The 11,622-nt window shown below is 72.7% G+C and carries 16 protein-coding genes; 10 read left to right on the forward strand and 6 right to left on the reverse strand.

Annotated features, from left to right (window positions below; all coding sequences use genetic code 11):
* Nucleotides 1-11: 11 nt before the first annotated feature.
* The 3 genes from JOF41_RS33575 to JOF41_RS33585 all read right to left on the reverse strand — a co-directional run bounded on the left by JOF41_RS33575 (nt 12) and on the right by JOF41_RS33585 (nt 2,166).
* The gene (locus tag JOF41_RS33575; protein ID WP_189221084.1) at nt 12-1,130 is read right to left on the reverse strand and encodes a citrate synthase 2; all 1,119 of its coding nucleotides are present in this window, start codon (nt 1,128-1,130) and stop codon (nt 12-14) included.
* Nucleotides 1,131-1,276: 146 nt separating this feature from the next.
* Nucleotides 1,277-1,708, reverse strand: coding sequence for a DUF5980 family protein (locus JOF41_RS33580; protein WP_209623740.1), 432 nt, complete (start codon nt 1,706-1,708; stop codon nt 1,277-1,279).
* Nucleotides 1,709-1,887: 179 nt separating this feature from the next.
* Nucleotides 1,888-2,166 (reverse strand): helix-turn-helix domain-containing protein, encoded by a 279-nt coding sequence (locus tag JOF41_RS33585; RefSeq protein ID WP_189221082.1) that lies wholly within the window; start codon nt 2,164-2,166, stop codon nt 1,888-1,890.
* A 177-nt stretch (nt 2,167-2,343) separates the two neighbouring features.
* Here JOF41_RS33585 and JOF41_RS33590 point away from each other — a divergent pair, with 177 nt between their 5' ends.
* A complete protein-coding gene (locus JOF41_RS33590; RefSeq protein WP_189221081.1) occupies nt 2,344-2,838 on the forward strand; it encodes an RICIN domain-containing protein in 495 nt (164 codons plus the stop codon).
* Between the two features lie 104 nt (nt 2,839-2,942).
* Here the strand turns inward: JOF41_RS33590 and JOF41_RS33595 are convergent, their stop codons facing one another.
* Nucleotides 2,943-3,587, reverse strand: a complete 645-nt coding sequence (locus tag JOF41_RS33595) for a TetR/AcrR family transcriptional regulator (protein ID WP_189221080.1) — start codon at nt 3,585-3,587, stop codon at nt 2,943-2,945.
* A 145-nt stretch (nt 3,588-3,732) separates the two neighbouring features.
* Between JOF41_RS33595 and JOF41_RS33600 the strand changes: the two genes are divergently transcribed.
* The 7 genes from JOF41_RS33600 (at nt 3,733) to ureG (ending at nt 8,844) form a co-directional block, all read left to right on the forward strand.
* Entirely contained in the window at nt 3,733-4,512 is a 780-nt protein-coding gene (locus JOF41_RS33600; protein ID WP_209623741.1) for a glucose 1-dehydrogenase, read from the forward strand.
* Nucleotides 4,509-4,997, forward strand: a complete 489-nt coding sequence (locus tag JOF41_RS33605) for a nitroreductase/quinone reductase family protein (RefSeq protein WP_189221078.1) — start codon at nt 4,509-4,511, stop codon at nt 4,995-4,997. Before JOF41_RS33600 ends, JOF41_RS33605 begins: the two co-directional genes overlap by 4 nt.
* A gap of 88 nt (nt 4,998-5,085) precedes the next feature.
* A complete protein-coding gene (locus tag JOF41_RS33610) occupies nt 5,086-5,388 on the forward strand; it encodes an urease subunit gamma (protein WP_189221077.1) in 303 nt (100 codons plus the stop codon).
* Nucleotides 5,389-5,446: 58 nt separating this feature from the next.
* On the forward strand, nt 5,447-5,755 hold the full coding sequence (locus JOF41_RS33615) for an urease subunit beta (RefSeq protein WP_372448539.1): 309 nt from the start codon (nt 5,447-5,449) through the stop codon (nt 5,753-5,755).
* On the forward strand, nt 5,752-7,461 hold the full coding sequence (locus tag JOF41_RS33620) for an urease subunit alpha (RefSeq protein ID WP_209623742.1): 1,710 nt from the start codon (nt 5,752-5,754) through the stop codon (nt 7,459-7,461). Before JOF41_RS33615 ends, JOF41_RS33620 begins: the two co-directional genes overlap by 4 nt.
* Before the next feature lie 29 nt (nt 7,462-7,490).
* Nucleotides 7,491-8,144, forward strand: a complete 654-nt coding sequence (locus JOF41_RS33625; protein WP_209624618.1) for an urease accessory protein UreF — start codon at nt 7,491-7,493, stop codon at nt 8,142-8,144.
* 4 nt (nt 8,145-8,148) lie between these two features.
* Nucleotides 8,149-8,844 carry an urease accessory protein UreG gene (gene ureG, locus JOF41_RS33630; RefSeq protein ID WP_209624617.1) on the forward strand — a complete coding sequence of 232 codons (696 nt, stop codon included), beginning with the start codon at nt 8,149-8,151 and terminating at the stop codon, nt 8,842-8,844.
* Here the strand turns inward: ureG and JOF41_RS33635 are convergent.
* Nucleotides 8,814-9,341: a DUF4232 domain-containing protein gene (locus tag JOF41_RS33635; protein WP_209623743.1), complete on the reverse strand. Its 528-nt coding sequence runs from the start codon at nt 9,339-9,341 to the stop codon at nt 8,814-8,816. The genes ureG and JOF41_RS33635 overlap by 31 nt on opposite strands.
* 77 nt (nt 9,342-9,418) lie before the next feature.
* Between JOF41_RS33635 and JOF41_RS33640 the strand changes: the two genes are divergently transcribed.
* Both JOF41_RS33640 and pdxH read left to right on the forward strand, forming a co-directional pair.
* A complete protein-coding gene (locus tag JOF41_RS33640; RefSeq protein ID WP_209623744.1) occupies nt 9,419-10,165 on the forward strand; it encodes an urease accessory protein UreD in 747 nt (248 codons plus the stop codon).
* Nucleotides 10,166-10,307: 142 nt separating this feature from the next.
* The gene (gene pdxH, locus JOF41_RS33645) at nt 10,308-10,964 is read left to right on the forward strand and encodes a pyridoxamine 5'-phosphate oxidase (RefSeq protein ID WP_189221073.1); all 657 of its coding nucleotides are present in this window, start codon (nt 10,308-10,310) and stop codon (nt 10,962-10,964) included.
* A 63-nt stretch (nt 10,965-11,027) separates the two neighbouring features.
* Here the strand turns inward: pdxH and JOF41_RS33650 are convergent, their stop codons facing one another.
* Nucleotides 11,028-11,618, reverse strand: coding sequence for a TetR family transcriptional regulator (locus tag JOF41_RS33650; protein WP_209623745.1), 591 nt, complete (start codon nt 11,616-11,618; stop codon nt 11,028-11,030).
* Nucleotides 11,619-11,622 lie beyond the last annotated feature (4 nt).

Here is an 11,622-nt window from a genome sequence, read left to right on the forward strand (position 1 = left end):
TCGCCCAGGGCCTAGTGGGAGATCTCGTCCCAGCCCTCGACCTCGGACGGCTTGCGCGGGCCGGGGCCGACGTAGGACGCCGATGGCCGGACCAGCCGCCCGGTGCGCTTCTGCTCCAGGATGTGCGCCGCCCACCCGGCGGTCCGCGCGCAGGTGAACATCGCGGGCATCATGTGCGGCGGCACCTCGGCGAAGTCCAGGATCACCGCCGCCCAGAACTCGACGTTGGTCTCGATGGCCCGGTCCGGCCGCCGCTCGCGCAGCTCCGCCAGCGCCGCCTGCTCCAGCGCCGAGGCCACCTCGTAGCGCTGCGCGCCCAGCTCCTGGCAGGTGCGCCGGAGCACCCGCGCCCTCGGGTCCTCCGCCCGGTAGACGCGGTGCCCGAAGCCCATCAGCCGCTCGCCGCGGTCGAGGATGCCCTTGACGAACGAGCGGGCGTCACCGGTCCGCTCCACCTCCGCGATCATCGGCAGCACGCGGGCGGGCGCGCCGCCGTGCAGCGGGCCGGACATCGCTCCGATCGCGCCCGACATGGCCGCCGCCACGTCCGCGCCCGTGGAGGCGATCACCCGCGCGGTGAACGTGGAGGCGTTGAGGCCGTGCTCGGCGGCGGAGACCCAATAGGCGTCCAGCGCCTTGATGTGCGCCGGGTCCGGCTCGCCGCGCCACCGGGTCAGGAACCGCTCGGTGGTGGTGCGGCATTCGTCGATCCGCTTCTGCGGCACGGCGGGCCGCCCGATGCCGCGCGCGGACTGCGCCGCGTAGGACAGCGCCATCACCGACGCGCGGGCCAGCTGCTCGCGGGCCAGCTCGTCGCTGATGTCCAGCAGCGGTTTGTAGCCCCAGATCGGGGCCACCATGGCGAGCGCGGCCTGCACGTCCACCCGCACGTCCCCGGTGTGCACCGGGATGGGGAACGGCTCGGCGGGCGGCAGCCCCGACCCGAAGCGGCCGTCGACCAGCAGCGCCCACACGTTGCCGAAGGTGACCTTGCCCGCCAGGTCCTCGATGTCCACGCCGCGGTAGCGCAGCGCACCGCCGTCGCGGTCCGGCTCGGCGATCTCGGTGCGGAAGGCGACCACGCCCTCGAGGCCGGGTCGGAAGCCGTCGTCGTCGGTCTGCTGCACCACGTTGTGCGCTCCTTAGCGAGTCCACGAAGTCCAGGGAAAATTCAGGGTTGGATGAACCCTGCTCCTGCCGGAACTCCGTGGCAATCGCCCTCACCCGTGTTGTCGGTCACGATCGGACACCGGTTCGGAAACGCCGATCCGCCGGGTCAGTAGCACCGCTCCTCGAAGGTGATGGTGATCGGGACGGCTTGGGTGGTCCTGCCGTCGGAGGCCCACACCTCGGCGGTGTAGACGCCGACCGGGGCGGGCGCCAGCGGCGACATGACCCCTTCGAGGACGTGGTCCTCGTGGTACCGCTCGGCGGGCGCGATCGTGGTGGGCTGAGGGGACGAGCCGGGGGGCAGGTTCCGCGTCCCGACCTCCAGCGGCGTGGTCCAGTACCCGCGCAGCGGGACCAGGAAGTACTGACCGGGGTGGCCGAAGTCGGATGTGACGCACGTCCGCTGCCCGATGTCGACCAGTTCCCACTTCGACGGGTGCTCCGCCGTGGGAGCGCCCACCGCCGGTGCGGCGCCCACCAGCGCCAGCGCGGCGGTCAGACCGAGCGTCCGGGATGTCGCGCGACGAATTCGTCCCATGTCTTCCTCCGGTTCGGTGCGGGTGATGCCCTCCGGCACTCGGTCTACCAATGTTCCGGGTATTTGCACATACCGTGGAACGGCCCCGCTCCGGTATTGCGCTTAATTACCCGGCGGAATGTCCCCAACCCCTTCACCCGCGCGGTCCAACGGCCCCCTCCGCCGTCTCGACTGGCGGTTCAGCCGCAGCTGCGCGCGGGGGCGAGCCCGAGTCTGCACCTGCAGTCGGGCGGCATGCGCACGCCGGTGGCGATGCGCTCGATGGTGTCCAGCGTCGGCTGCCGCACGCCGCGCATGTACTCGCTGATCCGCCCCTGGGCGATGCCGGTGACCACCGACAGGTCGGTCTGGCTGTACCCGGCGTAGCGCCGGATCAGCACCAGCAACCGCGATATGTCGCGACTCTCCAGCGCCTCGACCACGTCGTCCCGGTGCCACACGCCCTCCGGAACACGCATCGGCCAGCGTGCCAAAGCCCACCCCCCTTGGACGTCCCGCTGATGAAGTCGACGGTTGTGCACGCCCTGTTACGGGACCATTGCACGGTGATATCTCACGGTGGGCTGGGACGGCGAGTGGTGCGCTGTCAAAGTCGTCCCACCGCAACCGTGAATGGGATCGCAAGGGGGATTCCGATGAAGTTCTTCAACGTGCTCGCCGGGGTGGCGCTGGTGTTCGTGGCGATTTTCGCCGCACCCGGCGCGGCGTCGGCCGGACCGGCCGACGTGCGGACTCCGAACTCGCCGATCTACAGCCTGTACGACAGCCGCTGCCTGGACGTCGACGTGGCCACGCCGACGCACAACGGCACCAAGGTGCAGTTGTGGGACTGCAACGGCCGGGACAACCAGAAGTGGACCTACCTGGCCGACCACACCATCCGCAGCACCCATGACGGCCGCTGCCTGGACGCCGATGTCGCCACGCCGACGCACAACGGCACCAAGGTGCAGGTCTGGGACTGCAACGGCCGGAGCAACCAGAAGTGGACGATCTACGACGACGGCAGGATCCTCAGCCACTACGACGCCCGCTGCCTGGACCTGGACGTGGCCACGCCGACGCACAGCGGCAGCAAGGTGCAGATGTGGGAGTGCAACGGCTGGACGAACCAGGGCTGGCGCCACTAGTAACAGCCACCGGGCCGTGCGCCGGAACCCCGCCGGGTTCCGGCGCACGGCCGCGTCGGGAAGGCCCTGGATTGCCAGGACACCGGCTCCTGTGGTGGCGGGGTTCAGTCGTTGGTGGACGCCCCCGGTCCGGTCACGGCGTACCGGGCGGCGATGGTGCGCACGGCCTCGTCGACCACCTGGGCGGCGCGTTCGGCGCTCACCTCCCAGCCCGGCACCAGGAGTGTCGGCCAGAAGACGTAGTTGGAGATCATGCCCAGGAACTGGGTGGCCGCGAGGTCCACGTCCTCGACCCGCACCGTTCCCGCCTCCTGCTCGGCCAGGAGGTAGCCGCGCACGGACTCGAAGTAGGGCATCTTCCCGTGCGCGAACTGCGCGTGGGCCAGCTCGGGGAACCGCGGCAGCTCGGCGATGACGATCCGGAACAGGTCGGTCATCTGGGCGCGGCGCAACAGCTCGGCGTAGCGGCGGCCGATGGTGCCGAGCCCTTCGACGAGGTTGCCCGGCCGCGGCGGGTCCTCCTCGCCCTCGGTCGACCACGACTCGGTCACGATGGCGTCGAACAGGGCGGCTTTGCTCGGGAACTGCTTGAACAAGGTGGCCCGCGAAACGCCCGAGCGCTCCGCGATCCGCGCCAGCGACGTCCGGTCGTAGCCCAACTCGAGGAACAGCTCGGTCGCGGCCGTCACGATCAGCGCGCGCTTCTCCCTGGCGATGCGCTGGTGGTACGTCGTCACGCCCCTGCTCATGGCGGTGAGCATACGAGGTGAGTGGCTTGACTCACCACTGTCGCCGACCTAGTGTCGAAAGCATGGTGAGTCAATCGACTCACCACTGACCGCCGTTCACCACTGGTGATCCCGGTCGGTGATCCACGTATTGAAGGAACTTCTGATGCCCCGCTTCGACAACCAGACCGTGCTCGTGACCGGTGGGACCGGTGGCCAGGGAACGAGCCACGTGCGCGCCTTCCACGCGGAGGGGGCCAACGTGGTGATCGGCGACATCGACGCCGAACGCGGCGCCGCTCTCGCCGACGAGCTCGGGCCCCGCGCCCGCTTCACCCACCTCGACGTCATCGACGAGAGCTCGTGGTCCGCCGCTGTGCTGGCCACCGAGAGCGCCTTCGGGGCCCTGAACGTGCTCGTCAACAACGCGGGCGTGCAGAACCCGCCCGCGACCATCGAGGACACGGACCAGGCCACGTGGTCGCGCGTCCTCGACATCAACCTCACCGGGACCTTCCTCGGCATCAAGGCCGCCGTCCCCGCCCTGCGCCGCGCGGCAGGGGGAGTCATCGTCAACATCGCCTCGACGATGGCCCTGGGCGGCACGGCTCACTACGCGCCGTACGTCGCCGGCAAGTGGGCCGTGCGAGGTCTCACCCGGACGGCAGCGCTCGAACTCGGCCGCGACCACATCCGCGTGAACGCCATCCACCCCGGTGTGATCGCGACTCCCTTCATCCACGAACCGGCGGCAGGCGCCACCGCGGCGATCGCCGACTTCTACTCACCCGAGCCGTTCGCCATCCCCCGACTGGGAGAGCCGACCGACGTCACCCGGCTTCTGCTGTTCCTCACGTCGTCAGAGGCGTCGTTCATCACGGGGTCGGAGTACGTCATCGACGGTGGACTCCTCCTCGGCCCCGCCCTCCGGACCGAGGCCGCATGAGCACTCCAGGCACGACCGGGTGGAACGCCCCGGCACGGGACACGTCCTTGTCCCACCTGCCCGACCACATCCGGCGAGCCGTCGAGATCACCCCCGCCGCAGGCACCAGGGAACGGATCATCGACATCACGACGCTGGGGCGCCGCACCGGCAGGCCGCACCGCATCGAGATCTTCTTCTACCGAGCGGCGGGCGCCACCTACCTGTGCAGCGGCGCGGGCGGTGCCGCGACCGACTGGCACGCGAACCTCCTCGCCAATCCCGACTTCACCTTCCACCTCAAGAACGGGGTTCGCGCGGATCTGCCCGCACGGGCCACGCCGGTCACCGACCCGGCCGAACGCCAGGCCGTGCTGGCGGAGATCGTCGCGGATCTCAACCAGCCCCACGACCCCGGCACCATTCGGCCGACTCGGCTCGAAGACTGGGCCGACAGCAGGCTGATGCGCATCAGCTTCTGCGGGAAGGCGTCGCCGGAGCGGTAGGCCGAACGGCCGCCGCGCGGCTTGAAGGTCGGGTTAAGCGCTCGTTTCGCCGACGCGGACCGCGTGTTTCGCGTGGTAGACCTCGGAGATGCACCTGACCCCGCACGAGCGCGACAAGCTCCTGGTCCACGTGGCCGCCGACGTCGCGCGCAGGCGGCTGGAGCGCGGGGTGGCGCTCAACTACCCCGAAGCGGTCGCGCTGATCACCGACCACGTCCTGGAGGGCGCGCGGGACGGCCGCTCGGTCGGCGAGCTGATGGAGAGCGGCAGGCACGTGCTCACCCGCGCCCACGTGCTCGCGGGGGTGCCGGAGATGATCGAGTCCGTGCAGGTCGAGGCGACCTTCCCGGACGGCACGAAGCTGGTGACCGTGCACGACCCGATCGCCTGAGGAGGCGCCCGTGCGGCCGGAGGGGATCATTCCGGGCCAGATCATCCCCAGGGAGGTCATCCCAGGGGAGATCATCCCCGGTCGGGAGCCGGTGGAGCTCAACCCCGGCAGGCCGCGCACCGCGCTGGTCGTGGTCAACCGGGGCGACCGGCCGGTGCAGGTCGGCTCGCACTACCACTTCGCCGCGGCCAACCCCGCGCTGGCGTTCGACCGCGAGGCCGCGTGGGGCAAGCGGCTGGACGTGCCCGCGGGCACCGCCGTGCGGTTCGAGCCGGGCGTGGAGCGCGAGGTGGTGCTGGTGCCGCTGGCGGGCAACCGGGTGGTGCCGGGCCTGCGGCCGGAGTGGGCGGGGGAGCTGGACCGGTGACCGAGTCCAACCCGGCGATCAGCCGCGAGCGCTACGCCGAGCTGCTCGGCCCCACGGTCGGCGACCGCATCCGCCTGGCCGACACCGACCTGACCATCGAGGTCACCGAGGACCGCTGCCGCGGCGCGGGCGCGGGCGACGAGGTGGTCTTCGGCGGCGGCAAGGTGGTGCGCGAGTCGATGGGCCAGGGCCGGGCCACCCGCGCCGAGGGCGCGCCGGACCTGGTCATCACCGGCGCGGTCGTGCTGGACCACTGGGGCGTGGTCAAGGCCGACGTGGGCGTGCGCGACGGGCGCGTGGTGGCCGTCGGCAAGGCGGGCAACCCGGACGTGATGGACGGCGTGGACCCGGCGCTGGTCATCGGCCCCACCACGGAGATCGTCTCGGGCAACGGCAAGATCCTCACCGCCGGCGGCATCGACTGCCACGTGCACTTCATCTGCCCGCAGATCGTGGACACCGCGCTGGCCTCCGGCCTGACCACGCTCATCGGCGGCGGCACCGGCCCGGCCGAGGGCACCAAGGCCACCACGGTCACGCCGGGCGCGTGGAACCTGGGCCGGATGCTGGCCGCGATGGACCACATGCCGGTCAACGTGCTGCTGCTGGGCAAGGGCAACACCACCCGCGAGGAAGCGCTGTGGGAGCAGCTGCGCGGCGGCGCGGGCGGGTTCAAGCTGCACGAGGACTGGGGCAGCACGCCCGCCGCGATCGACACGGCGCTGCGCGTGGCCGACGAGTCCGGCGTGCAGGTGGCCATCCACACCGACACGTTGAACGAGGCCGGTTTCCTGGAGTCCACAGTGGACGCCATCGCGGGCCGCTCGATCAACGCCTACCACTCCGAGGGCGCGGGCGGCGGGCACGCGCCGGACATCATCCAGGTGGTGTCCGAGCCCAACGTGCTGCCCTCGTCGACCAACCCGACCCGCCCGCACACCGTCAACACCCTCGAAGAGCACCTGGACATGCTGATGGTGTGCCACCACCTCAACCCGTCGGTGCCCGAGGACCTGGCCTTCGCGGAGAGCCGCATCCGGCCGACCACCATCGCCGCCGAGGACGTGCTGCACGACCTGGGCGCGATCTCCATGATCAGCTCGGACGCGCAGGCGATGGGCCGGGTGGGCGAGGTGGTCATCCGCACCTGGCAGACCGCGCACGTCATGCACCGCAGGCGCGGCGAGCTGCCCGGCAACCTGCGCGCCCGCCGGTACGTGGCCAAGTACACGATCAACCCGGCCATCGCGCACGGCATCGACCACGAGGTCGGCTCGGTGGAGGTGGGCAAGCTGGCCGACCTGGTGCTGTGGGAGCCGAAGTTCTTCGGCGTGCGGCCGTCGGTCGTGCTCAAGGGCGGCTTCATCGCGTGGGCGGCGATGGGGGACGCCAACGCCTCCATCCCCACGCCGCAACCGGTGCTCGCGCGGCCGATGTTCGGCGCGCACGCGGGGGCCCGCACCAGCGTGCACTTCGTCTCGCGGCAGGCGGTCGGCGCCGACCTGGCCGACCTGCTGCGGCTGTCCCGCCCGCTGGTGCCGGTGCGCGACACCCGCGCGGTGGGCAAGGCGGACATGGTGCTCAACGACGCCATGCCGCGGGTGCGGGTGGACCCGGACAGCTTCGCCGTGCGCGTCGACGGCGAGCTGGTCGAGCCGCAACCGGTCGAGGAGCTGCCCATGGCCCAGCGCTACTTCCTGTTCTGACGGGCGCTGTTGTGATGGACGCCGCTCCGATGGACGCCACCGCGCTGCTGCTGGCCGACTCCCGCTTCCCCGGCGGCGGCCACGCGCACTCCGGCGGGCTGGAGGAGGCCGCCGCCAGGGGGCTGGTCACCGACGAGCCGAGCCTGGCGTCGTTCCTGCTGGGCAGGCTGCGCACGGCGGGGGCGCTGGCGGCGGCCTTCGCCGCGGCGGCCACCGGGGGCGGCGACCTCGGGGCGCTGGACGCCGAGTTCGACGCCCGCACCCCCTCGCCCGCGCAGCGGGCGGCCTCCCGCGCGCAGGGCGGGGGCGTCGCCCGCGCCGCGCGCAGGGCCTGGCCGTCCGCGCGGCTGGACTCACTGCTGGCCGCGCAACCCCGGCCGCACCACCCGGTGATCGTGGGCCTGCTCGTGCGCGACCCCCGCGACGCCGCGCGGGTCGTGGCCTACCTGGCGGTGACGGGTCCGGCGAGCGCGGCGGTCCGCCTGCTGGGCCTGGACCCGCTCGGCGTCAACGCGGTCCTGGCGCGCCTGGCGGGCGAGGTCGACGCGGTGGCGGCGGACGCGGCGCGGCACGCCGGGACTGCCCCCGAGGACCTGCCCGCGCCCGGATCACCGGCCCTCGACCTGCTGGCCGAGGCCCACGACCGCCACCACAGGGAAGAGGTGCGTCTCTTTGCCAGCTGACCACGTGCACCCGGTGAACTTCGACCCCGCCGACACCGGCCACGACCCGCACGACCACGACCACGACCACCAAGGCGGCCACCGGCGCCGCGCGGTGCGCATCGGCATCGGCGGCCCGGTCGGCAGCGGCAAGACCGCGCTGACCGCCGCGCTGTGCCGCGCGCTCGGCGACGAGATCGACCTCGCGGTGGTGACCAACGACATCTACACCACCGAGGACGCCGACTTCCTGCGCAAGGCGGGCGTGCTGGCCCCCGAGCGGGTCGAGGCGGTGCGGACCGGGTGCTGCCCGCACACCGCGATCCGCGACGACATCACCGCCAACCTGGACGCGGTGGAGCTGCTGGAGCACCGCTTCCCCGGCCTGGAGCTGGTCATCGTGGAGAGCGGCGGGGACAACCTGACCGCGGTGTTCAGCCGCGGCCTGGTGGACCGGCAGGTCTTCGTGGTCGACGTGGCGGGCGGGGACAAGGTGCCCCGCAAGGGCGGCCCCGGCGTGACCACCGCCGACCTGCTGGTGATCAACAAGACCGACCTCGCGCCGCTGGTGGGCGCCGACCTCGGCGTCATGGCGGCCGATGCCCACCGGGTGCGCGGCGGGCTCCCGGTGGTCGCCCAGTCACTGGTGGCCACCCCGGACGCCCCCGAGGTGGCCGCGTGGGTGCGGGCTCAGCTGCGCACGCTGGCCACGGTCAGGTGAGCGCCGACCCGGCTCGCGTCGCCCGCGCAGCCCAGCTGCTGGTCCATGTCCAGGTACAGCGGCTCGGTCTCGTCCGGCGGGTAGACCCGCACGCCCCACACCGGCGTCGGCTGGCACACGTCCGGGTCGAAGTTGCGCACCTGCGCGAAACCCACGTCCGAGGCGGCGGTCTCGCCGTGCCGCAGGGTGAGCTGCGGACCCCGGTCACCCACCCGTTCGGCGGCGCCGCCGATCTGGGCGCCGTCGCCGTCCACGTAGGACACGCCGGGGAAGCCGCGCAGCACGCACGGCCGCACCCCCCGGTTGGTCAGCAGCACTTCCCGGTAGACCGTGCCCGCCGCGCCCTCCTCCCTCCCGAAGGAGACGTCCAGCCCGACCGACCGGCACGTGGCCGCCCCCGCCGCCGCGTCCACCACCGCGTCCGCTCCGGTCGCGCCGCCGACCAGCAGCGCCGCGGTCACCGCGGTGACCGAGCCGATCCCCGTCAAACCCATCATCGCCCTCTCCCCCTGCCGTGCGGGGCGGGAGGTCCGCCCGCGCAGTGGACGTGTCGCCGTCCACAAGGGTTGCGCTGGTGAGGGCCCGCGCCCGCCTGGTCGTGGAACGCGACCCGAACGGCCGTACGTCGGTCCGAGAAATGCGGTCGGCGGTCCCCCTGAAGTTGGTACCGCACCGGGGGCGGTTGCGCCGGGCGGACCACGCCTTGGTGCACCTGGTCAGTGCCACGACCGCCCCGCTGGGCGGGGACGACCTGGCGCTGACCGTGCGCGTGGGCCCCGGAGCGCACCTGGTGCTGCGCGGCGTGGCGGCGACCGTGGCGCTGCCCGGCCACCGGCCCGGCGGCAGCCGCGCCCTGGTGCGGGTGGAGGTGGCCGAGGGCGGCAGCCTGCAGTACCTGCCCGAGCCCACGGTGGTGACCGCGCGAGCGCGGCACGAAGCGGTGTTCGAGGCCGAGTTGGCCGGGGACGCGCGGCTGCGGGCGCGCGAGGTGCTGGTCCTGGGGCGGGTGGGGGAGCGGCCGGGTCACCTGGTCAGCACGCTGTCGGTGCGGCGCGGCGGGCCGCTGCTGCGCCAGTCGGTGTCGGTGGGAGCGCCCGAAGTGGACAGCAGCCCGGCCTGCCTGGCCGGGCGGCGGGTGCTCGGCGCGGAAGTCCTGTGCTGGGGCCACGACCCGGCGGAGCCGGTGTCGCGGCCGTGGTGGTCGCTGGTCCCGCTGGCGCGCGGCGGCAGCCTGGCCACCGCGCTGGCCGACGATGCGGTCACCGTCGGCCACGCCTTGGACCGGGCAAGACAACACCATCCCGGATCGGGTGAGTTCTGATTCGATCTCGATCACGATTCCGTGCACAGAGTCACACCACCGACCAGCCATCTCACCGCGCGAGCGGTTCCCCCCGAGCGTGGAAACCCGTACGGTCGCTGGACCACGTGGTGCCACAAGTGCCAACTCCAGGGAGGTCGGGATGTCGGAGTCGACGAGCATCGCGCTGCCGTCCATGCGCGTGTCCTACGAACAGGGGGCGCTGACCGAGGCCGACCTGGCGGGCACGTGGCACGAGCAGCTGCAGCTGTGGCTGGACCAGGCCACGGGCGCGGGTCTGCCGGAGCCCAACGCGATGGTGCTGGCCACCGCCGACCCGCAGGGCCGCCCGTCCTCGCGGACCGTGCTGGCCAAGGGCCTGGACGAGCGCGGCCTGGTGTTCTTCACCAACTACACCTCGGCCAAGAGCCACGACCTGATGGCCACCCGCTACGCCTCGGCCACGTTCCCGTGGTTCGCCATGCAGCGGCAGGCGCACGTGCGCGGCACCGTGGAGAAGGTCGGCCCCGCCGAGACGGCCGCCTACTGGGCCAGCCGCCCGCGCGGCTCGCAGCTGGGCGCGTGGGCCTCGCCGCAGTCGCGCGTGGTGTCCGGGCGGTCCACTTTGGAGAGCGCGCTGCACAAGATCGAGCGGCAGTTCGCCGACGCCGACCAGGTACCCGTGCCGCCGCACTGGGGCGGCTGGCGCATCCGGCCCGAGGAGGTCGAGTTCTGGCAGGGGCGGCGCGACCGGATGCACGACCGGCTGCGCTTCACCCTCGGCCGCGACGGCTGGGAGGTCAAGCGCATCGCGCCGTGAGCCCCGCGAGTCCCGCGAGCCCGTCGTCCGGAAGGCCCCGCTTCGGCGGGGCCTTCCGCCGTCTCACCCCCGGACCGCGGCGGCCACCTCGTCGTAGATCCGCGCCACGTCGCCTTCGCCGCCGGCCCGCACCCACGTCTCCACCGCGACGTCCAGGCAGACCAGCGCGCAGAGCACGAGGGCCTCGGCGCGCGGGTCCGGCTGCGGGCCGGGCGGCGCGCCCAGGCGCCGCTGGACCTCGGGCGCCAGCAGCGCCACCCACTGGCGCTGCTTCTCCACCATGCGGGCGCGCAGCGACGGCGTCTCCAGCATCTTCGACATCTTGGCCAGCGATTCGGGAGCGTTGCGCGGGTCGTCCCGCTGCGCGAGGAAGGCGGCGCGCAGGGCCTGCCAGGGCGGCTCGTCGGCGGGCCGGGACTCCAGGGCCTCCTTGAGCACGTGACCCCGCTCCACCAGCCCGTCCAGGACGATGTCCTCCTTGGTGTCGAAGTAGCGGAACAGCGTCCGGCGGGAGATGCCGGCCTCGGCGGCGACCTGGTCCATCGTCGTGGCGTCGAAGCCCTGGTCGAGGAACAGCCGCTCGGCCACCGCGCCGATCTCGGCCCGCATCACCCGCCGGGTCCGCTCCCGCAGTCCGGGCCTGCTCGCGTCCATGGCC

Origin of the sequence: Saccharothrix coeruleofusca (assembly GCF_017876325.1) — a bacterium.
Classification (GTDB): domain Bacteria; phylum Actinomycetota; class Actinomycetes; order Mycobacteriales; family Pseudonocardiaceae; genus Actinosynnema; species Actinosynnema coeruleofuscum.